General features: G+C 63.6%; 19 protein-coding genes. 14 read left to right on the forward strand and 5 right to left on the reverse strand.

Annotation, left to right across the window (positions count from 1 at the left end; translation table 11 throughout):
- The first annotated feature begins 193 nt into the window (after positions 1-193).
- The 6 genes from BMF89_RS17145 (at position 194) to BMF89_RS17170 (ending at position 8,270) form a co-directional block, all read left to right on the forward strand.
- Entirely contained in the window at positions 194-1,876 is a 1,683-nt protein-coding gene (locus tag BMF89_RS17145) for an ABC transporter substrate-binding protein (protein ID WP_078108284.1), read from the forward strand.
- A 133-nt stretch (positions 1,877-2,009) separates the two neighbouring features.
- Positions 2,010-2,939 carry an ABC transporter permease gene (locus BMF89_RS17150; RefSeq protein WP_059387472.1) on the forward strand — a complete coding sequence of 310 codons (930 nt, stop codon included), beginning with the start codon at positions 2,010-2,012 and terminating at the stop codon, positions 2,937-2,939.
- A 7-nt stretch (positions 2,940-2,946) separates the two neighbouring features.
- Positions 2,947-3,897, forward strand: coding sequence for an ABC transporter permease (locus BMF89_RS17155; protein WP_078108285.1), 951 nt, complete (start codon positions 2,947-2,949; stop codon positions 3,895-3,897).
- 11 nt (positions 3,898-3,908) lie between these two features.
- A complete protein-coding gene (locus BMF89_RS17160) occupies positions 3,909-5,621 on the forward strand; it encodes an ABC transporter ATP-binding protein (RefSeq protein ID WP_078108301.1) in 1,713 nt (570 codons plus the stop codon).
- 296 nt (positions 5,622-5,917) lie between these two features.
- A complete protein-coding gene (gene typA / locus BMF89_RS17165) occupies positions 5,918-7,846 on the forward strand; it encodes a translational GTPase TypA (RefSeq protein WP_078108286.1) in 1,929 nt (642 codons plus the stop codon).
- A 43-nt stretch (positions 7,847-7,889) separates the two neighbouring features.
- Positions 7,890-8,270 carry a hypothetical protein gene (locus tag BMF89_RS17170; protein WP_078108287.1) on the forward strand — a complete coding sequence of 127 codons (381 nt, stop codon included), beginning with the start codon at positions 7,890-7,892 and terminating at the stop codon, positions 8,268-8,270.
- Here BMF89_RS17170 and BMF89_RS17175 read toward each other — a convergent pair whose 3' ends face one another.
- Positions 8,271-8,777 carry a helix-turn-helix domain-containing protein gene (locus BMF89_RS17175; RefSeq protein ID WP_078108288.1) on the reverse strand — a complete coding sequence of 169 codons (507 nt, stop codon included), beginning with the start codon at positions 8,775-8,777 and terminating at the stop codon, positions 8,271-8,273. It abuts the gene before it with no gap.
- A gap of 108 nt (positions 8,778-8,885) precedes the next feature.
- Here BMF89_RS17175 and BMF89_RS17180 point away from each other — a divergent pair, with 108 nt between their 5' ends.
- On the forward strand, positions 8,886-10,193 hold the full coding sequence (locus BMF89_RS17180) for an MFS transporter (RefSeq protein ID WP_290439683.1): 1,308 nt from the start codon (positions 8,886-8,888) through the stop codon (positions 10,191-10,193).
- 202 nt (positions 10,194-10,395) lie between these two features.
- Positions 10,396-11,205: a type IV toxin-antitoxin system AbiEi family antitoxin domain-containing protein gene (locus BMF89_RS17185; protein ID WP_078108289.1), complete on the forward strand. Its 810-nt coding sequence runs from the start codon at positions 10,396-10,398 to the stop codon at positions 11,203-11,205.
- A 258-nt stretch (positions 11,206-11,463) separates the two neighbouring features.
- Here the strand turns inward: BMF89_RS17185 and BMF89_RS17190 are convergent, their stop codons facing one another.
- Positions 11,464-11,706, reverse strand: a complete 243-nt coding sequence (locus BMF89_RS17190; RefSeq protein ID WP_078108290.1) for a hypothetical protein — start codon at positions 11,704-11,706, stop codon at positions 11,464-11,466.
- 136 nt (positions 11,707-11,842) lie between these two features.
- Here BMF89_RS17190 and fdxA point away from each other — a divergent pair, with 136 nt between their 5' ends.
- The 3 genes from fdxA to BMF89_RS17210 all read left to right on the forward strand — a co-directional run bounded on the left by fdxA (position 11,843) and on the right by BMF89_RS17210 (position 14,847).
- Positions 11,843-12,169 carry a ferredoxin gene (gene fdxA / locus BMF89_RS17195; protein ID WP_018776555.1) on the forward strand — a complete coding sequence of 109 codons (327 nt, stop codon included), beginning with the start codon at positions 11,843-11,845 and terminating at the stop codon, positions 12,167-12,169.
- A gap of 15 nt (positions 12,170-12,184) precedes the next feature.
- The gene (gene dapC, locus BMF89_RS17200; protein WP_078108303.1) at positions 12,185-13,333 is read left to right on the forward strand and encodes a succinyldiaminopimelate transaminase; all 1,149 of its coding nucleotides are present in this window, start codon (positions 12,185-12,187) and stop codon (positions 13,331-13,333) included.
- A 230-nt stretch (positions 13,334-13,563) separates the two neighbouring features.
- Entirely contained in the window at positions 13,564-14,847 is a 1,284-nt protein-coding gene (locus tag BMF89_RS17210) for a citrate synthase (protein WP_059387479.1), read from the forward strand.
- 67 nt (positions 14,848-14,914) lie between these two features.
- On the opposite strand, the gene galE is transcribed toward BMF89_RS17210, so the two are convergent.
- Positions 14,915-15,928 carry a UDP-glucose 4-epimerase GalE gene (gene galE, locus BMF89_RS17215; RefSeq protein WP_078108292.1) on the reverse strand — a complete coding sequence of 338 codons (1,014 nt, stop codon included), beginning with the start codon at positions 15,926-15,928 and terminating at the stop codon, positions 14,915-14,917.
- A gap of 114 nt (positions 15,929-16,042) precedes the next feature.
- On the opposite strand from galE, the gene BMF89_RS17220 reads away from it, so the two are divergent.
- Both BMF89_RS17220 and BMF89_RS17225 read left to right on the forward strand, forming a co-directional pair.
- Positions 16,043-16,669: a TetR family transcriptional regulator C-terminal domain-containing protein gene (locus tag BMF89_RS17220; RefSeq protein WP_078108293.1), complete on the forward strand. Its 627-nt coding sequence runs from the start codon at positions 16,043-16,045 to the stop codon at positions 16,667-16,669.
- Positions 16,670-16,732: 63 nt separating this feature from the next.
- Entirely contained in the window at positions 16,733-17,344 is a 612-nt protein-coding gene (locus BMF89_RS17225) for a hypothetical protein (RefSeq protein ID WP_078108294.1), read from the forward strand.
- Between the two features lie 32 nt (positions 17,345-17,376).
- Here BMF89_RS17225 and BMF89_RS17230 read toward each other — a convergent pair whose 3' ends face one another.
- Positions 17,377-18,219 carry a hypothetical protein gene (locus BMF89_RS17230; RefSeq protein WP_078108295.1) on the reverse strand — a complete coding sequence of 281 codons (843 nt, stop codon included), beginning with the start codon at positions 18,217-18,219 and terminating at the stop codon, positions 17,377-17,379.
- Positions 18,220-18,230: 11 nt separating this feature from the next.
- Entirely contained in the window at positions 18,231-19,256 is a 1,026-nt protein-coding gene (dapD, locus tag BMF89_RS17235) for a 2,3,4,5-tetrahydropyridine-2,6-dicarboxylate N-succinyltransferase (protein WP_078108296.1), read from the reverse strand.
- 86 nt (positions 19,257-19,342) lie between these two features.
- On the opposite strand from dapD, the gene dapE reads away from it, so the two are divergent.
- Positions 19,343-20,467: a succinyl-diaminopimelate desuccinylase gene (gene dapE, locus BMF89_RS17240; protein ID WP_078108297.1), complete on the forward strand. Its 1,125-nt coding sequence runs from the start codon at positions 19,343-19,345 to the stop codon at positions 20,465-20,467.
- Positions 20,468-20,612 lie beyond the last annotated feature (145 nt).

Genomic DNA, 20,612 nt, shown 5'->3' on the forward strand with positions numbered 1-20,612 from the left:
GAAATGACTGCTTCATTACTAAAACTGTCAACTGCACACTTCGTTCTTCACGCCAATGGGATTCCATATTTCGGACAAGCTGTGGTTAGGATTACACATCCATGTAGGCCGCGTCACAGGATATTTCTGTGCCGGGCCCCGGGGGCAGCTATGAGTTGCCCTGACCCATCCCCCTGAATCCATAGGAGGCGGAATGCGTTTTTCGCGCACTTCCAAAGCTCTTGGCTTGCTGGCAGTCGCCGCACTTGCCCTCACCGGATGCGGCAGCGCCGGCACCGGAAGCAGTGCAGCAACCGCTGCCGGCGATCCGAACAAAATCATCACCGCATACAGCAATGAACCCCAGCACCCCCTGCTCCCGTCCAACACCAACGAGGTGTACGGTGGCCGCGTTGTCGACCTCCTGTTCGAAGGCCTGACCAGCTACGACGCCAATGGCAAGTCCGTGAACGCACTCGCGGAGTCCATTGACACGACTGACGGCCAGAACTACACCATCAAGGTCAAGAAGGGCGCCAAGTTCACCAACGGCGAGGCAGTTACTGCCAAGAGCTTTGTTGACGCTTGGAACTTCGCAGCCCTGAGCACCAACGCCCAGGCCAGCAGCAGCTTCTTCGAATCCATCGAAGGCTACGACGCAGTCAGCGCCGTAACGAAGACCAAGGGCGCGGACGGCAAGTCAACGTCGACTCCCGCACCGACCGCCCAGACGATGTCCGGCCTCGTGCTGAAGGACGATTCGACCATCACGGTCAAGCTGGCCCAGCCGGAAGCCGACTGGCCGCAGCGCCTCGGCTACTCCGCCTTCATGCCGCTTCCGGCTGACGCCCTGAAGGACCCGAAGGCCTTCGGCGAAAACCCCATCGGCAACGGCCCGTACAAGATGGCCGCGAAGGGTGCCTGGCAGCACGACAGCCAGATCGCCCTCGTCAAGAACCCTGACTACCAGGGCAACCGCATGGCCAAGAACGGCGGCGTGACCTTCAAGTTCTACACCGACCCGGCTCCGGCTTACACGGACGTCCAGGCCAACAACCTTGACGTGACCGACGTCCTGCCGACGAACGCCCTGAAGACCTACACCACGGACTTCCCGGACCACAACCTGAACAAGGCTTACGCAGGCAACGCGACCCTGAACATCCCGAACTACCTGCCTGAGTTCCAGGGGCCGGCCGGCCAGCTGCGTCGCCAGGCCATCTCCATGGCGATCAACCGCGATGAGATCACCAAGGTCGTCTTCAACGGCACCCGCATCCCGGCGAAGGACTTCACGTCGCCGTCCATCGACGGCTACAACGACAACGTGGCCGGTTCCGACGTCCTGAAGTTCGACGCCGCGAAGGCCAAGGACCTCTGGTCGAAGGCAAACGCCATGAGCCCGTGGCCCGCCGGCAAGGTTCTCCAGCTCGCGTACAACACCGATGGTGGCAACAAGGAATGGATTGACGCTGTTGCCAACAACCTGAAGAACAACCTCGGCATCCAGGCAGAAGGCCAGCCGTTTGCGAAGTTCGCAGAGATCCTGAACCTCCGCACGGCGAAGACCCTCCCGGGCTTCACCCGCGCCGGCTGGCAGGCAGACTACCCGTCGCTGTACAACTTCCTCGGCCCGCTGCTGAAGACCGGTGCCAGCGCCAACTACGAGGGTTACAGCAACCCTGACTTCGACAAGCTGCTGACCGAGGGCCTTGCATCCAAGTCCACGGACGACGCCAACAAGAAGTTCACCCAGGCACAGGAGATCCTCTTCAAGGACCTTCCGAACCTGCCCCTGTGGTACCAGGCCCGCCAGGCTGTATGGAGCCAGAACGTCAGCAACGTTGACTCCGGCTGGAACGGCGTCCTCCTGTACTACAACATCACCGCAAAGTAGTCCTTCTGGACTCGTTCCAAGCTCGTTAGCGTATGGGGGTCCGGCCACAAACCGGGCCCCCATGCCTTGATTCGGCACGAAAGCTGTCCCCAATGAATCCCTATATTTCCAAGAGCGTCCAGGAACCGTTGCTGTGACCCAGTACATCCTCCGGCGTTTGCTGCAGGTCATCCCCGTGTTCCTGGGAACCACCCTGCTCGTGTACTTCATGGTCTTTGCCCTCCCGGGCGACCCCATCCGCGCCCTGTTCGGCGACCGGCCGCCCAGCGAGTCCGTCATTGCCGCGCTGCGCCAGCAATACAACCTCGACCAGCCTTTCTGGGTCCAGTACGGGCTGTTCCTCAAGAACCTCTTCACCTTCAACCTCGGGGTGGACTTCACCGGCCAGCCGATCGCCGCAACCCTTGGCCGTGTTTTCCCGGTCACCGCCATGCTCGCCGTCGAGGCCCTTGCCATCCAGGCCGTCTTCGGAGTGGCCTTCGGCCTGATTGCCGGCCTGCGCAAGGGGAAGATCTTCGACTCCACCGTGCTGGTTGCTTCCCTCGTCGTCATTGCCGTCCCGACGTTCGTCCTGGGCTTCGTGCTTCAGCTCGTCGTTGGCGTGCAGCTCGGCTGGGCCAAGCCGACCGTTGGATCCAACGCGGATTGGGGCACCCTGATCCTTCCGGCGACGGTTCTTGGCCTCGTGTCCTTTGCCTACGTGCTGCGCCTGACCCGCGCCTCGGTCATTGAAAACATGAACGCCGACTACGTCCGCACCGCAACCGCAAAAGGCCTGTCCCGCCCCCGCGTGGTCCTGGCCCACATCCTGCGAAACTCCATGATTCCCGTGGTCACCTACCTGGGCGCGAACCTGGGTGGCTTGATGGGCGGCGCGATCGTCACCGAAGGCATCTTCAACGTGCCCGGCGTCGGCCAAAAGCTCTACCAAGCCGTGATCCGCAGCGAAGGCCCCACCGTCGTCGCCATTGTCAGCGTGTTGGTACTGGTCTTCGTTGCCGCCAACTTGTTGGTCGACCTCCTCTACGCCTGGCTTGACCCCAGGATTCGCTATGAAAAGTAGATCCGATATGAAAAGTAACCGTCAGATCGAGCACTACGTTGCCCCTATCGACGAGACACCGCTGCTCGCGACCGATACCCTCAAGGTCGACGCAGCACCCCTGAGCCTGTGGGCTGATGCCTGGCGGAAGCTCCGCCGTCGGCCGCTCTTCATCATCTCGGCGCTCATGATTCTCCTGCTCCTCGTCGTCGCGTTCTTCCCGGGCCTGTTCACGCAGACAGCCCCGAACGACAACTGTCAGCTGGCCGACTCCCTCGGGGGTCCCTCGGCCGGCCATCCCCTCGGATTCACTTTCCAGGGGTGCGACATCTACTCCCGCGTCATCCACGGCACGCAGGCGTCCTTGACCGTCGGCGTCGTCTCGGTCATCTTCGTCCTGATCATCGGAGTCACGCTCGGCGCGCTGGCCGGCTTCTTCGGCGGCTGGGTTGACACCGTCATTGCCCGCATCGGCGACATCTTCTTCGCCTTGCCTTTGGTCCTCGGCGCACTGGTAGTCACCCAGCTCCCGTTCTTCCGCGAGAACAAGAGCGTCTTCACGGTGGTCATGGTCATCGTGATGCTCGGCTGGCCCCAAATGGCCCGCATCACCCGCGGCGCGGTGATCGAGGTCCGCAACGCGGATTTCGTCACCGCCGCACGCTCGCTCGGCGTCTCCAAGATCGGCACGCTGGTCCGGCACGTCGTACCGAACGCGCTTGCGCCGATCATCGTGCTGGCCACCATGGAGCTTGGCGTCTTCATCGTGACGGAAGCAACGCTGTCCTTCCTCGGCATTGGCCTGCCTGGCAGCATCATGTCCTGGGGTAACGACATTTCCGCGGCGAAGGACACGTTGCGCACCAACCCCGAGGTGCTGATGTTCCCCGCAACCGCACTGTCCATCACGGTCCTGAGCTTCATCATGCTTGGCGACGCGCTGCGTGACGCCCTTGATCCCAAGAGCCGCAAGCGATGAAGGAGGCAATCATGTCAACGTCCAACATCACCATCGACGAAGCCGGATCCGAAGAGCGTCCGCTCCTGGAAATCCGTGACCTCGCCATCTCCTTCCAGACGGCGAGCGGCGAATTCCAGGCCGTCAAGAACGCCCACCTGACCATCATGCCCGGCGAGACCGTCGCCATTGTGGGGGAGTCCGGTTCGGGAAAGTCGACGACGGCGCTTGCCGCCATCGGTCTCCTGCCGGAGAATGGCAGGGTTTCCGGCGGGCAGATCCTGCTCGACGGCGAGGACATTTCCCATGCACCGGAACGGCGCATGATCGAGCTGCGTGGCAACACGATCGGCATGGTTCCGCAGGATCCGATGTCCAACCTGAACCCGGTCTGGAAGATCGGCTACCAGGTGCGCGAAACACTTCGCGCCAACGGCAAGCCCAGCGGTCCTGCCGACGTCGCCCGCGTCCTGGGGGAAGCCGGCCTGCCGGACTCCGCTCGCCGCGCCAAGCAGTACCCGCACGAATTCTCCGGCGGCATGCGTCAGCGTGCCCTGATCGCCATCGGCCTGTCCTGCCAGCCCCGGCTCCTGATCGCCGATGAGCCGACGTCGGCCCTGGACGTGACCGTGCAGCGGCAGATCCTGGACCACCTCGAAACCATGACGGCGGAACTCGGTACGGCTGTCTTGCTCATCACCCACGATCTTGGCCTAGCTGCCGAGCGCGCGGACAAAGTGGTGGTCATGTACCGCGGCAACGTGGTGGAGGCTGGTCCTTCGCTCGAATTGCTCCGCAACCCGCAACACCCCTACACCCAGCGGTTGGTGGCCTCGGCCCCGTCCCTCGCTTCCAGGCGTATCCAGGCTGCCAAGGCCGAGGGAATCCAGACGGAAGAACTCCTGGCGCCCACCGACGTCGTGGCCGAAAAGGCGTTGTCCGACGACGTCCTGAAGGTCGAGAGCCTCAGCAAGGTCTTCAAGCTGCGCTCAGGAGTGGGCAAGGCAACGGACTTCAAAGCGGTGGACAACGTCTCGTTCAACGTCAAACGCGGGACGACGACGGCGATCGTGGGGGAGTCGGGTTCCGGCAAGTCCACCGTGGCCCAGATGGTCCTCAACCTGCTTGCACCGACGTCGGGCCGGATCGTGTTCGACGGCGTGGACACTTCCACCCTGAACAGCCGGGAGATCTTCAAGTTCCGGCGCCGCGTTCAGCCGATTTTCCAGGACCCGTACGGTTCGCTCGACCCGATGTACAACATCTTCAGGACCATCGAGGAACCGCTCCGGACCCACAAGATCGGTGACAAGGTCAGCCGCGAGAAAAAGGTCCGGGAACTCCTGGACCAGGTGGCGCTGCCGCAGTCCACGATGCAGCGGTACCCGAACGAACTCTCCGGCGGCCAAAGGCAGCGTGTCGCGATCGCTCGGGCGCTGGCCCTCGACCCCGAAGTGATCATCTGCGACGAGGCGGTCTCCGCCCTTGACGTTTTGGTTCAGGCCCAGGTACTGAACCTCCTGGCCGAGTTGCAGTCCAATCTTGGTCTGACGTATCTGTTCATCACGCACGACCTCGCCGTCGTGCGGCAGATCGCTGACCATGTCTGCGTGATGCAGAAGGGCAAGCTCGTGGAGACGGGCAGCACCGACGAGGTCTTCGATTTGCCGCAGCAGGACTACACCAAGGCCCTGCTTAACGCGATCCCGGGTGCCAGCCTCATGCTGCCGCCCGTGGTGGCCTGACGGGTTTGCCACCCGTCTGCTGAGCGCCAGTTTGGCAGGCAGAAGAGCCGGTACCACTTCCGTGGGGGGAAGTGGTCCCGGCTCTTTTGCTGTTTCCGGCGCGTCTCGGAGCTCGCTGCCCGTTGTGATGAAGGGCACAATTCGGCGGCCTGCAGGGTGATTTTTAGGCCAATAAATACCACAGCGCTTAGACTCTAGGAAGGTGCCCTGTGTCAAAGGGGCTAATCCGTCGTGCGTTCCGGTTGGAAATGTCGCGATACAACAGCTGACTTCACCACTGAATCGAGCCATTACGCATGTCTGAAACCACCACCAACACCGCCGCGGCCACTGCATCGCGCAGTGATCTGCGCAACGTCGCGATTGTGGCCCACGTTGACCACGGCAAGACCACCCTGGTCGACGCCATGCTCAAGCAGACCAACTCCTTCGCCGAGCACAACCACCTGGAAGACCGCGTCATGGACTCCGGTGACCTGGAGCGCGAAAAGGGCATCACCATCCTCGCCAAGAACACCACGGTTGCCTACAACGGCCCGTCGTCCAATGGCGAGACCATCACCATCAACGTGATCGACACCCCCGGCCACGCCGACTTCGGTGGCGAGGTGGAGCGCGGCCTGTCCATGGTTGACGGCGTGGTCCTCCTGGTTGACGCTTCCGAAGGTCCGCTGCCGCAGACCCGCTTTGTGCTCCGCAAGGCCCTTGCCGCCCACCTGCCCGTCATCCTGCTGGTCAACAAGACCGACCGCCCCGACGCCCGCATCGAAGAGGTTGTCCACGAGTCCATGGACCTGCTCCTCGGCCTGGCCTCCGACCTCGCGGACGAAGTTCCGGACCTGGACCTCGACAAGATCCTCGAAGTACCCGTGGTCTACGCCGCAGCGAAGGTCGGCCGCGCCTCCCTCGAGCAGCCGGCTGACGGCTCGGCCCCGGATAACGAAGATCTCGAACCCCTCTTCAAGGCGATCATCGAGCACATTCCGGCGCCGACCTACAACCCGAACGGTGTCCTTCAGGCGCACGTCACCAACCTGGACGCTTCCCCGTTCCTCGGCCGCCTCGCCCTCCTGCGCATCTACAACGGCACCCTCCGTAAGGGCCAGACCGTCGCTTGGGCGCGCGCCAACGGCGAGCTGAAGAACGTCAAGATCACCGAGCTCCTGGCCACCAAGGCCCTTGACCGCGTGCCGGCGGAGTCTGCCGGCCCGGGCGAGATTGTTGCTGTTGCCGGCATCGAGGAAATCACCATCGGTGAGACCCTGACCGACGCCGAGAACCCGCAGCCGCTGCCCCTCATCACGGTGGATGACCCCGCGATCTCCATGACCATCGGTATCAACACCTCTCCGCTGGCCGGCAAGGTCAAGGGCGCGAAGGTCACGGCCCGCCAGGTGAAGGATCGCCTGGACAAGGAACTGATCGGTAACGTCTCCATCAAGGTTCTGCCTACCGAGCGTCCGGACGCCTGGGAAGTCCAGGGCCGTGGCGAGCTCGCACTGGCCATCCTCGTGGAGCAGATGCGACGCGAAGGCTTCGAACTGACGGTCGGCAAGCCGCAGGTTGTCACCCGGACCGTTGACGGCAAGATTCACGAGCCGATGGAACACATGACCATCGACGTGCCCGAAGAGTACCTCGGTGCGGTCACGCAGCTCATGGCCGCGCGCAAGGGCCGCATGACCAACATGGCCAACCACGGTACCGGCTGGTGCCGCATGGAATTCATCGTTCCTGCTCGCGGGCTCATCGGCTTCCGCACCAAGTTCCTCACGGACACCCGTGGCGCCGGCATCGCTTCCTCGATCTCCGAGGGCTATGAGCCGTGGGCCGGCCCCATCGAATACCGCACCAACGGTTCGATGGTTGCCGACCGCGCCGGCGTCGTCACCCCCTTCGCGATGATCAACCTGCAGGAACGCGGCTCCTTCTTCGTGAAGCCCACGTCCGAGGTCTACGAAGGCATGATCGTCGGCGAGAACTCGCGCGCTGATGACATGGACGTCAACATCACCAAGGAAAAGAAGCTCACCAACATGCGTGCTGCTTCCTCCGACACCTTCGAGAACCTGACGCCGCCGCGCGACCTGACCCTCGAAGAGTCCCTCGAATTCGCCCGCGAAGACGAGTGCGTTGAGGTGACCCCGGATTCCATCCGCATCCGCAAGGTGATCCTGGACGCCAACGAGCGCGCCAAGGCTACCCGCGCACGCGCCAAAGTCTGATCCTGCGCTGATTGCGTACTGACGCACTGAACGGATTGACGCATTGAATAAGGGAGCCACCGGAACGGTACGCGGCATTGCCGCGGCTGTTCCGGTGGCTCTTTTTGCTGCCGTTGCAGGCACTGCACTGCACCGGCAGACGCTCCTCATTGCCGGCGTCGACGTCTATTGGGGCACCGCGGCAGCATTGCTCCTGCTCGCCTCGCTCCAGCTCCTGCTGGGCGCGTGGTCGCGGTCTTTGCTCCCGACGGCGGTAGCGGGCATTCTTTGTTACGCGACCGTAGGTCTGCTGTCCGCCGGTGGAACCGGCAAGCAGCTGATCGTCGCGGATGTGCCTGGAAATGTGTGGGTCTACGGGAACGCAGGGATCACGTTTGTCATGCTCTTGTGGTGCCGGCGCTACCGGCGTACGTCGCGCGGCTAGCTAATCTGCGCTCGGGTCCCGGTGGTGGGCGATCAAGAGCGAGGTGGCCTCGCCGTCGTCGTCTGCCGGAAGCCGCATGTATTCTTCGACGACCGCCCGTAACTTGCCCATCATTTCCTGCTGCCGTGCTGAGTTGAACTTGACGCCAAGCCGCCAGATTTCGATGTCCTCGGGTGCGAGTCCGCGGGTTTCCTGGACGAATGTTTCGATCAGGATCGGGGATATATCGTTGACGGGCGTGCTCCAGGAGGCGCGTGTGGCGATATATGGAACCTCTTTGGCGCCCCTCTTTCCCTTCCGGCCTTCCTGAGGTTCGAGAAAACCGGTGCGCACCAGGGTCCTGACGTGGTGCAGGCTCGACGCCGGGTTGATGTCCAAGAGCCCGGCAATCTCTTTGTTGGTGCGCGCGTGGTGCAGGCAGAGCCGGAGGATCCTCAGGCGCAAGGGCGAGCTCAAGGCGCGGCCCTTGGCGACCAGGTCGCTGTCGTCCCGCGCGTGTTCCGTCATGGAGGCCAGTGTAGCCACCCATAAGTGATTGACATATACCAATCACTGCAGGAAACTGAGCGGGTGAACGCCGGGACCGCTGACAACGCTCAGCAGAGCGACAACGCTCTGCAAACTGAGGCGACTCTCCAAGGTGACACAGCTCTTCAAGCTGCCCCGGCTCAGAAGCCGGCCTCGCTTTGGCGGGACCGGAACTTCATGACCTTCTGGTCGGGCCAAGCCGTCAGCCAGTTCGGAGCGCAACTTGGGCAATTGGCATTCCCCGTCCTCGCAGTGACTTTGCTCGGCGCCAGCGAGTTCGAAGTTGGTGCACTCAATGCCGCCGGCCTTGCGGCCTTCCTGCTCATCGGTTTGCCGGCAGGAGCCTGGGTTGACCGCTGGCTCAAGCGTCGCACCATGATTGTGGCTGACCTGGTCCGGACCGCGGCGATGGCCACCGTACCTATACTCTGGTGGGCCGGCATCCTGCAGATCTGGCACCTCTACGCTGTTGCCGCCGTCGTCGGGGCTGCGACGGTCTTCTTCGACGTTTCCTACCAGAGCTACGTGCCCGTGCTCGTGGACGCCGGGAAGGTGCCGCAGGCCAACTCCAAGCTGGAAGCCACCTCCCAGATCGCCCGGATCGGTGGTCCTGCCGCGGGCGGTGCGCTCCTGGTGATCGTTTCCGCCCCGGTGCTGTTCGTCGGGGAGGCGATGGGGTACCTGTTGTCGGCCATCTTCCTGCTCAGGACACGCGACGCGGAAGTACCGGTGCCCGCGAAGGACCGGCGGCCGCTGGCAAGCGAAATCAAGGAAGGCCTGGTCTTCGTCGTCAGGCATCCGTTGATCAGCAGGGTTGTGGCCTGCACGGGCGGGGTCAACTTCTTCACCACGCTTGCTTTTACCTTGATGCCGGTACTCGTGCTTCGTGAATTGGGACTCGGTCCGGAGGGCATGGGCCTCATCATGGCGGTCGGTGCTGTGGGTGGTCTGATCGGGGCGGTTGCCGCGCCCCGATTCGCGGCCTGGATCGGCGAGGGGACCGTCATTCCCGTGGCGTCGATGATCAGCTCGCTTTTCCTCCTCCTGGTCCCTTTGTCCGTGCTTGCCCCCGAACGATGGATGTCCCTCGTGATGCTCATCGTCTCGGAGTTCGGGTTCGCCTTCGGCGTCCTGGCGTACAACATCATGCAGTTGAGCATGAGGCAGCGGGTGTGTCCTCCCAGGCTCCTGGGGCGCATGAATGCGTCCATTCGCTTTGTGGTGTGGGGAGTCATGCCGATCGCAGCCCTCGCCTCGGGTCTCCTGGCCGAGAACCTTGGCCTCGTCCCGACACTCTGGATCGGCTGGGCCGGAAGCATTGTTTTTGTTGCGCCGGTGCTGTTCTCCCCGCTGTGGGGAATGCGCAGGCTGCCGGACGAGGTGCACGGCGCCTGACCCTCCCCTTGGGACATGCCCCGCCTTGGCCCGCAGCATTGGACATATTGGCAACATGCTCATTCCTTGGTCTCCACGTGGCGCATGCTCTGCGGTGAGGGAGGCACATGTCCAGCGCTTGGCCACAGGAGTGGACTGGACGTTTTCCACATAGTGAATATTGGCGCTTCCGCACCCATGATTCGGTCGGAACGATGGGCACATGGTGAACATTACCGACGTCATTTCAGCGTACGACGGCGTGGCGCGGGCCAAGCATCTTGCTGCGGCCGGAGTGTCGCATTTCCAACTGAAATCCGCGTTGGCGAGCGGGCGGATTCTCCGTGTGGCGCGAGGGGTTTATGCGATGCCCGACGCCGATCCCGGCTTGGTTGCCATCCGATCCCTTCCTGCTGAACCGGCCTGCGTTTCCGCGGCCGAGCTGTCCGGGTTGTGGGTCTTGGATCCCCCTCAATTTCCCCACGTGGCCGTCCCTCACAGCCGAAGGTACCAAGGTTTTGTTTGCCATAGATCCGCAGCCGCGCCGTCCCTCATGGATTCAGTTGTCCAGGCCCTCCGTTGCCTGCCGGACCTGGATGGGCTTGTCGTTGCGGAATCTGCCGTAGCTCTGGGAAGGCTACCGCTCTCTGGCATGAGGATGCGGCTAAGCGGGCGGAACGATGCGCGGGAGCGGAGGCTGGTGTCAAAAATTGTTCCCCAGTCACAGTCGATCATTGAGTGCATCGCCCGGTACCTCCTGCGCGAAGCCGGTTTCCATGTGGAATCACAAGTGAACATACCCGGCATGGGGCATTTGGACTTGATGGTGGACGGAAGGCTGGGGATTGAAACCGACGGAGCAGGTTTCCACATGGACAAGCCGAGCTTCGAGGAGGACCGCCGACGGTGGAATGTCACCACCAGGCTGGGTATTCCCACCTTGGTTGTGAGCTATTCCATGCTGAAGAACCGGCCTCGGGAATTTGTGGCGATGGTCCGCGACACTCTGAGGTCGCTCGACCAGGCCGCGTGATCTCCGCCTAGCTCATCTTCGGCCCCGTCAAAAGGGACATGCCCATCGCTGAGCCTCAGGAACGGACATGTGCCTCGCCCGAGCTTGCGCTGCCGCGGGACATGCCCAGCCCTCCGAGCCAGGAATGGACATATTCGCACTATGTCCAATGGTTTGAGCGGGCGGTGGGCATGTCCTGTGGTTTGAGCGGGAAGGGGGCATGTCCGCGTGGGTAGGCAAAGGTGGGTGGGCAGAGGTGGGTGCGCAGGGGTGGCGGGATTACTGGCGGGCTGTGCGCGGACCACGGCGCGGAGGCGGAGGAGGGACCTCCTTGGCGGCCACTACAAGGGCAAGGGGGATCTCGACGTCGGACTGCCGGGTACGGATGGTGCACGCTCCATCGGCGACGCAGAGCAGGTAGCCGAGGGCATCGGTGAAGCCGTCGTCCAGCCGGTATCGGACAACGACGCGTGTTCCGGATACGGTATTGAGCAGGAAATCCTGGGGCCGGGGCTGATTCACCAGTTCATAGTAAGACGCCCGGCTAGGTTGCTGAGTTCCCGCTGGGGGATAATAGGCTCAGAATTCGATGTACCGGCCACATGGCCGGTGGTACTACCCGGAAACTGTCCGGGACAACTGTGGAGAGGCAAGGGACGTGACCTACGTAATCGCGCAGCCGTGTGTGGACGTCAAGGACAAGGCATGTATTGAAGAGTGTCCTGTTGACTGCATCTACGAAGGCGAACGTTCCCTCTATATCCACCCGGATGAGTGCGTGGACTGCGGAGCTTGCGAACCCGTGTGCCCGGTGGAAGCGATCTACTACGAGGACGACACCCCGGAGGAATGGGCCGACTACTACAAGGCCAATGTCGAGTTCTTCGATGACCTTGGTTCCCCGGGCGGGGCTGCCAAGATCGGCAACACCGGCAAGGACCACCCCTTCATCGCTGCGCTGCCTCCACAGAACCAAGACCACTAAGAACGGTTGCTTCCTTTGATTTCTGCGGCCCCCGCTTTCGGCCTCAACCTGCCCGACTACCCTTGGGAAGCCATGGCGCCGTATGTGGCCAAGGCCTCAGAACACGCGGGCGGGGTGGTCAATCTCTCCATCGGAACCCCCGTGGATCCTACGCCGCAGCTGGTCCGCGAGGCGCTCGCCGGGGCCGCGGATGCCCATGGGTACCCGACAGTCCACGGCACGGAAGCACTCCGCGAGGCTGTGTCCGCCTGGTTCGCCAGCCGTCGCGGGGTCACGGGGATCGATCCGAAGGATGTGATGCCCACGGTCGGCTCCAAGGAATTGGTCGCTTGGCTGCCGTTCCTGCTGGGACTCAGCGCGGGTGACGTCGTGGTCCGTCCCACTGTTGCTTACCCCACCTACGACATCGGCGCCATGCTCGCAGGGGCCACCGCGGTCGCCGCGGACAGCCTGGACGAACTGGATTCAGCCACTCGCGCCAAGGTCCGGCTCATCTGGATCAATTCCCCGGGCAATCCCACGGGCAGCGTCCGTGACGTCGAATCGCTCAGGCAGATCGTGGCCCAGGCGCGCGAGATCGGTGCGGTCGTGGCATCGGATGAATGCTATGCCGAACTCGGCTGGGGTGAATGGGATGCGCAGCGTGGCGGCGAGGCCGTTCCGAGCGTCCTTGATCCGCGCGTCACGGGAGGATCCACGGACGGCCTCTTGTGCGTCTACTCGCTGAGCAAGCAGTCGAACCTCGCCGGCTATCGTGCTGCTTTCGTGGCCGGGGATTCGTCGATCGTGGCAAACCTCGTCAACAGCCGCAAGCACGCAGGCATGATCGTGCCCTACCCGGTTCAGGAAGCCATGCGCGCCGCGCTCGGCGATGCCGGCCACGTGCTTGCCCAAAAAGATCTCTACCGCGGACGCCGCGAACGCCTCGTGCCTGCACTTCAGAACTTCGGCCTGGAGATCCACGAGTCCAAGGCGGGCCTGTACTTGTGGTCCACGGCAGGGGAGGCGACGTGGGACACGGTCCAGCGTTTCGCTGACCTGGGGATCGTCGTCGGGCCCGGAGTGTTCTACGGAGACGCAGGCAACGGTTTCATCCGAGTGGCGCTCACGGGCACCGACGAACGCATCGATGCGGCCGTGCAACGCTTGAACACTGCCCGGTAACAATGCTGTGACTTGCCGCACAGGGCGCGTCATTCCGCCAGTAACCCTAGCTTGTGAATTAGTTTGTCCCGCTTACTGGCGGTAGCTTTTAACTGACTATCAATGGTGGCTTTCTCCATGAAGGCAGTCCGGCCGATGGCACCTGCACCTGCAGGCCCCCGGTTGGAGTCACCAGATGTTGGTTGGATCAAGCTTTCGACCGAGGCCAAGAGCCTCATGAAGGGGACTCCATGACTGAGACCACCAGCGCTACCCTGCGCCATGCCGGCGGAGAGCTCGAACTCCCGCGGATCAAGGTTGTAGAAGGGAACGAAGGATACGACGTTTCCAAGCTGCTGAAGCAGACGGGCGCCGTCGCCTATGACCCCGGCTTCATGAACACCGCCGCCACGACGTCGGCGATCACCTACATCGATGGCGACGCCGGTATCCTGCGGTACCGCGGCTACCCGATCGAGCAGCTTGCCCAGCACTCAAGCTTCCTGGAAGTTTCCTACCTGCTGATCTACGGCAACCTTCCCACACCCACCGAGCTGGACGCGTTTGACCAGCGGATCCGCCACCACACGCTGCTCCACGAAGAGCTCAAGGGCTTCTTCGGCGGCTTCCCGCGTGACGCGCACCCGATGCCGGTGCTTTCCTCGGCTGTCTCCGCGCTGTCCACGTTCTACCAGGACTCCTTGGACCCGTTCAACCCGGAGCACGTGGAAGTTTCCACTATCCGCCTCATGGCGAAGCTCCCGGTCATCGCTGCCTACGCACACAAGAAGTCCATCGGCCAGCCCATGCTGTACCCGGACAACTCCATGAACCTCGTGGAGAACTTCCTGCGCCTGAGCTTCGGCCTGCCGGCAGAGCAGTACGAGCTGGACCCCGTCGTCGTCAAGGCGCTCGACCTTCTGCTCATCCTGCACGCCGACCACGAGCAGAACTGCTCGACGTCGACCGTCCGCCTGGTGGGCTCCTCGAACGCGAACCTGTTCGCTTCCGTTTCCGCAGGCATCAACGCCCTCTTCGGGCCCGCCCACGGTGGCGCCAACGAAGCCGTGCTGAAGATGCTGCGCCAGATCCAGGCCGACGGCATCAAGCCCGAGGAATACATGGAGAAGGTCAAGAACAAGGAGGACGGCGTCCGCCTCATGGGCTTCGGGCACCGGGTCTACAAGAACTACGATCCCCGCGCGAAGATCATCAAGGCGACCGCGCATGAGATCCTGGGCAAGCTCGGCGGAAACGACGAGCTCCTGGACATCGCGATGCGCCTCGAAGAGAAGGCGCTGGCCGATGATTACTTCATCCAGCGCAAGCTCTACCCGAACGTCGACTTCTACACCGGCCTGATCTACAAGGCCATGGGCTTCCCCGAGAAGATGTTCACCGTGCTGTTCGCCATCGGCCGGCTCCCCGGCTGGATCGCCCAGTGGCGCGAAATGATCAACGATCCCCAGACCAAGATCGGCCGTCCGCGGCAGCTCTACACCGGAGAGCCGGAGCGCGACTACCCGGCAGTCTAAGCAAACGCGGGGTCACTTACGGTCCGTCCCAAGGGACATCATGGGCCGTAAGTGACCCCGCGTTGCTTTAAGAGCTGTAGCCGAGGGGGTTGTTCTTCTGCCACCGCCAGTGGTCTTCGCACATCTGGTCCACGGTCTTCGTGGTGGACCAGCTCAGGTCGGCCAGGGCGGAGGAAGCGTCGGCCCAGAACGCGGGCAGGTCTCCGGCGCGGCGGCCGGTGATCTCATACGGCAGCGGGTGCCCGACGGCCTGTTCGAACGCGTGGAGCATCTCCAGCACGGATGTACCCTTGCCGGAGCCGAGGTTCCAGCGGTGCACGCCGGGGCGTTCCGCAACGTAGTCCAGGGCGGCGACGTGGCCATCCGCGAGGTCGACGACGTGGATGTAGTCCCGTAGGCAGGTGCCGTCCGGGGTGTCGTAGTCTCCACCGAAGACCATGAGCTTTTCGCGGCGGCCGACGGCAACTTGGGCGATGTACGGAACCAGGTTGTTGGGGATGCCCTGCGGGTCCTCGCCGATCCGGCCTGAGGGGTGTGCGCCCACCGGGTTGAAGTAGCGCAATAGAGCGATGTGCCAACGTTCGTCCGCGGCGCCCAGGTCCGTGAGGATGTCCTCGACCTGCTCCTTGGTACGCCCATAGGGGTTGTTGGCCCCGATCTCCATCTTCTCGATGTAGGGGATGGGGTTGTGCTCGCCGTATACCGTTGCCGAAGAACTGAAGACGATCGAGCGGACCCCGTGCTTGTCCATGGCGCGCAGCAGGTTCAGTGTGCCCACGATGTTGTTGTAGTAGTAGTTCAAGGGTTCCTGCACGGATTCGCCAACCGCCTTGAGCCCGGCGAAGTGGATGACGGCGTCGATGCTGTGCTGGTCGAACACGGCCTCAAGCGCGGCCTCGTCCACCAGGTCCACCCGATGGAATGCTGCGGTCTTTCCCGCCAGTTCGCCGACGCGGCGCAGGGATTCTTCGCTTGAGTTCACGAGGTTGTCCACCACGACCACTTCGTGTCCGGTTTCCAACAGGGACAGGACGGTGTGCGATCCGATGTAGCCGGTGCCACCCGTGACAAGAATTCTCATGCAAGCAACGGTAGTCGAACTTGGTGCGTGCCCGCTCAGTGTTGCGTAGGCCACAGTCGTCCGGTCCCGTGTGCCGGACGACATGGTTCAAGCACGTTTGTGCTAAAAAGACTTGTGCCCAAGATTGTCGATGCCGAAGCCCGGCGCCAAGAAGTAGTCGAAGCCGTCTTCAGGATCATCGCCTCGGATGGCCTCGAGCGAGCCTCCTTGCGGGAGGTGGCCGACGAAGCCGGGCTGGCCGTTGGTTCGGTCCGCCACTACTTTGCCAGCAGTGACGAATTGCTGGTCCATTCCTTTGCCGTGGTCATCGACAGGATCGCCGGGCGGCTGGACGAGGCGTTCGCCGTCGTCGAATCCCTGGACAACGGCTCGGCGGAACACGACGCCGCCGTGTTAACCCTGCTGGGTCAATTCCTTCCGCTCGACGAGGAACTGGCCGTCGACGCCTGCGTGTGGATGGCATTCCGGCACGCGGCCCGGATCCGTCCGGTGCTCGAGCAGGAAGCCGCACGCAGCCACCGTGCCGTGGCCGCCGTCGTCGGCCGCTTGATGATGCGGCTGATGCCCGACGGCGGCTCCGGCCAGGAGCGTCTGGTGGCCGAGGCCGAGCGCCTTCTGGCGACCCTCGACGGACTGTGCATGCACGCCTTGCTGCAGCCCGAATGGATGACGGCTGAGGTGTGCCGCGACGTTCTGACCGCACATGTGGACAGTCTTGTTGCGGTGCCTTCCAACCGTTAACGTCGCGCCTCTTCGGGAATAGACTGGAACTCTGAGTGGGCACCTGCCAAGGGAGGCAATCGGATGCATGACACAGGCGGTCAGGGGTGGCGGATCACAATGGACACCTCCGGACCGATGCTCATTGCCTTGTATCTGAGAGACGTTGCTGGATTGGACGGAGCCGGGACGCCGACGTTGTCCCACGCCACACCTAAAGTCAGGCAGGCGGACCACACGCACCTCACCGCCGAGGTAGGCGGCGTGGCGGCCCTCAAGACGGAGTGGGAGGCGTGGTGGGAACGGCTGCTGAGGGCGTATCCGGATGCCGCGCCCGAGCTTTCACCCCCGGGATTCAACGCCTTCGGCAATTCGCCGGCCCTCCGCCGGGTACTTCAGGCGCACTTCGGTGCCGCCCTCACGTGGGCCCGTGAACGCCTTGAAGAGTACGAAAAACTCGAGGCTGAACGCGAAGCGAGCGGCGCCACGCTGCTTCTGGGGGATATGGTGGAGGACCGGCTGCTCGAAGTCGGCCGGAGCTCCCGGGACTTCCAGTTGACGATCATCGAGTTGCCCCTCAACGAGCCGCGGGCCTGGTACCTTGAGCCGGACAAGATGATCATGAGCCACCGGCTCTTGTCCGAACCGGATATCTTCCGCAGCTACGTCCAGCCAGTGGTCGAACTACTGGCCTGAGGCCGGCCGCCGGAGGCGAGCACCCGTGAACATTACGTCTTCGGAGCCGAAACCGTGATGGTCACGGATCCCGATCCTGCCGCCGAATCCTGCCACCCCTTGTGGTCCTGCCGGTTCCAGCTGGCGCCCGCCACGTCAACCTGTGTCACGGAGAGGTCCTTGGCGTTCGCCACTGCCCACTGGGCCAACGCCCACGCCTGCGCTCCAGTGATGTTCAACTGGACCGTGCGGCCTTGGGCCACGGCCGGCAGGGAGCCGAACGCCGTCGTCATGGCCGCCACAACGGCATTCGGATCACCGGCAGCGTCCGCCGCGCGGAGGGTGCAGTCCAGGGCCCTTTCGGAATGTCCGGTCAGCGCCGACGCGTAGGCCCTGCCCATCGCTTCCTGCTGCGCGTACGCCTGGGGGTACGCGGAATGCTGGACCGCTTGCGCCGCATCGGTGATCGCCATGGTTTCGTAGCCGGGCACCTTCACCAGGTGGTCATAGAAGGCGTTTGTCGCGTAGACGGGATCCGTGACCTCGGCTTCGGTGCCCCACCCCTGGGACGGGCGCTGCTGGAAGAGCCCCCTCGAATCGGGGCCCACCTCGTCACCGTGGCCGATATTGCGAAGTTTGGATTCCTGCATTGCGGTGGCCACGGCGATTGTGGCCGCGCGCGGCGGCAGCCCCCGCTGCACCGCAATGGCCGTGATGAGGGCGGCATTCGCCGCTTGGTCCGTCGCCAACTCGTAGGAATCCGAGCCGACGACGGCGACGCAGCGCTCCGTAACCAAGGTTTCGGAGCGCTGCAGTACAGTCACCACGGCATAGATGGCGCCGGCCACCAAGGCAAGCGCCAGCAACAGGATGATGGTGCGTCGGAGACGGCGCATCCAGGTATCAGCTAGTTGGCGTGGAGGGCTTCGTTGAGTTCCACCGTCTGGCCCTTGCGGGGGAGGACCTCGACTTCACCGGTGGTGGAGTTGCGGCGGAACAGCAGGTTCGGCACGCCGGAAAGCTCAACAGCCTTGATGATGCTGCTGGTGTCCTCGCCGTTGGCGTCCTTCGGGCCGGGGATACGCACCCGGGTTCCGGCAGTGACGTAAAGGCCGGCTTCAACCACGGAGTCGTCGCCGATGCTGATGCCCACACCGGAGTTGGCGCCCAGGAGCACTCGCTCACCCAGTGAAATCTTTTCCTTGCCGCCGCCGGAGAGGGTTCCCATGATGGAGGCTCCGCCACCGACGTCGGTGCCGTCACCGGCAACAACGCCTGCCGAGATGCGGCCTTCCACCATGGACGTCCCGAGCGTGCCGGCATTGAAGTTCACGAAGCCCTCGTGCATGACCGTGGTGCCCTCGGAGAGGTAGGCGCCCAGGCGGACCCGGTCGGCGTCGGCGATCCTCACGCCGGTGGGGAGGACGTAGTCCACCATGCGGGGGAACTTGTCCACTCCGTAGACCGTGACGGCGCCGCGCTTGCGCAGCCGGGCACGGGTCAGTTCGAAGCCGTCCACGGCGGCGGGCCCGAAGTTGGTCCACACAACGTTGGGGAGCTTGCCGAAGATGCCGTCCAGGTTGATGCTGTTGGGCTTGACCAGCCGGTGCGAAAGCAAGTGCAGCCGGAGGTAGGCGTCAACGGTGTCTGCGGGGGCTTCGTCCAAGTTGATCTGGGCAAAGACCACTTTTTGCTCGGTCCGGCGGTCGGCGTCGTGGCTGTCGGCGGCGAGTGCGGTCAGCGACTCGTCGGCGTGCTCCACGGCCCGCAAGGATGCGGCAGCTTCGCCCAGTGCCGGCGCCGGAAACCATACGTCCAGCACTGTCGCTTCTCCGGCGTCGGAGGTGGCGATGGTGGCCAGGCCAAAGCCGTAGGCGGAGCGATCGTTGTCAGAAGCGCTATCGAGAGCGGCAGAGGCAGCGGTTTCAGTCATGGCGCAAGTCTATCGAGAGCCACTGCTTCCCTTGAAACCGTGTGTGGACCGAAGGGGTCGCAATTCGCTCGGGATACAGTGGATAGGTGACCGTTGAAACTACTCCAATCCTTCTTGACATCAGGCAAGACGTTGCGCTGCTGACCGCCGCGCTGATGGACATCAATAGCGTGTCCGGCAACGAAGCCGCGCTTGCAGACGCCGTTGAATCCGCCCTCCGCACAATCCCTGGACTGCAGCTTGTGCGGGACGGGGACGCGATCATTGCCCGGACCGAGCTGGGACGCCCGGAGCGTGTGATCCTGGCCGGCCACCTCGATACCGTGCCCTTGCCCACCGTGGAGGGTTCGCTCGGCACCGTGCCGTCAACGTGGGAGTCCGGCGTCCCCGGGACGGGAAACCTCTACGGACGCGGAGCCACGGACATGAAGGGCGGGGTCGCGGTGCAGCTTGCGCTGGCCGCAACCATGTTCGACGGCGGCGCCGAGCCCGGCAAGGATGTCACCTTTGTCTTCTACGACCACGAGGAAGTCGAAGCGGTCAAGAGCGGCCTTGGCCGCTTGGTACGGAACCACGGCCATCTCCTGGAGGGGGACTTCGCGATTCTCCTCGAACCCACCGACGGCACAGTGGAAGGCGGGTGCAACGGCACCAGCCGCTTCGAAGCCTCCACGGTCGGGGAAACGGCGCATTCCGCGCGGGCATGGATGGGCAGAAATGCCATCCACGCTGCCGCGCCCATCTTGACCCGCTTGTCGGCCTACGAACCGCGCACCGTCAACGTGGACGGACTGGATTACAGGGAAAGCCTCAATGCCGTGAAGATCAACGGCGGCACCGCGGGAAATGTGATCCCGGACCGCTGCGTCGTGGAGATCAACTACCGCTTCGCGCCGGACAAGACCCCGGACCAGGCCGAAGCCCATGTCCGCGAATTATTGGAGGGCTTCGACGTCGTCCGCACCGATGCCGCCGCCGGAGCGCGGCCCGGCCTCAACCACCCGGCTGCGGCGTCCTTCGTTGCCGCCGTCGGGGCCGAGCCCAAACCCAAATACGGTTGGACCGACGTCGCCCGCTTCAGCGGACTGGGCGTTCCCGCGGTCAACTTCGGGCCGGGCGATCCGCTTCTGGCGCACAAGGACAACGAACACGTCGACGCCGATGCCATCCGTGAGTGCCTCCGCGCGCTCAGGTCGTGGCTGGCTGACTAGGTCGAGCGACCTCAATTTTGCTCGTGAACGCGGGTGTGGGCCCGGGGGGGGGGGGGGGGGGCCCCCCCCCCCCGCCCCCCCCCCCGGGCGGGGGGGGTGGGGGGGGGCCGGGGCCGGGCGGGCGCCAACACATTGGGGCGGGCAA

Origin of the sequence: Arthrobacter sp. SRS-W-1-2016 (assembly GCF_002009585.1) — a bacterium.
Classification (GTDB): domain Bacteria; phylum Actinomycetota; class Actinomycetes; order Actinomycetales; family Micrococcaceae; genus Arthrobacter; species Arthrobacter bambusae_A.

Bases quoted from the DNA above. Each gene is read 5' to 3' on its own strand.
- BMF89_RS17145 (WP_078108284.1), top strand. From the start codon at position 194: ATGCGTTTTTCGCGCACTTCCAAAGCTCTTGGCTTGCTGGCAGTCGCC.
- BMF89_RS17185 (WP_078108289.1), top strand. From the start codon at position 10,396: ATGGTGAACATTACCGACGTCATTTCAGCGTACGACGGCGTGGCGCGG.
- BMF89_RS17160 (WP_078108301.1), top strand. From the start codon at position 3,909: ATGTCAACGTCCAACATCACCATCGACGAAGCCGGATCCGAAGAGCGT.
- BMF89_RS17210 (WP_059387479.1), top strand. From the start codon at position 13,564: ATGACTGAGACCACCAGCGCTACCCTGCGCCATGCCGGCGGAGAGCTC.
- typA (WP_078108286.1), top strand. From the start codon at position 5,918: ATGTCTGAAACCACCACCAACACCGCCGCGGCCACTGCATCGCGCAGT.
- BMF89_RS17230 (WP_078108295.1), bottom strand. From the start codon at position 18,219: ATGCGCCGTCTCCGACGCACCATCATCCTGTTGCTGGCGCTTGCCTTG.
- galE (WP_078108292.1), bottom strand. From the start codon at position 15,928: ATGAGAATTCTTGTCACGGGTGGCACCGGCTACATCGGATCGCACACC.
- BMF89_RS17175 (WP_078108288.1), bottom strand. From the start codon at position 8,777: ATGACGGAACACGCGCGGGACGACAGCGACCTGGTCGCCAAGGGCCGC.
- BMF89_RS17155 (WP_078108285.1), top strand. From the start codon at position 2,947: ATGAAAAGTAACCGTCAGATCGAGCACTACGTTGCCCCTATCGACGAG.
- dapD (WP_078108296.1), bottom strand. From the start codon at position 19,256: ATGACTGAAACCGCTGCCTCTGCCGCTCTCGATAGCGCTTCTGACAAC.
- BMF89_RS17225 (WP_078108294.1), top strand. From the start codon at position 16,733: ATGCATGACACAGGCGGTCAGGGGTGGCGGATCACAATGGACACCTCC.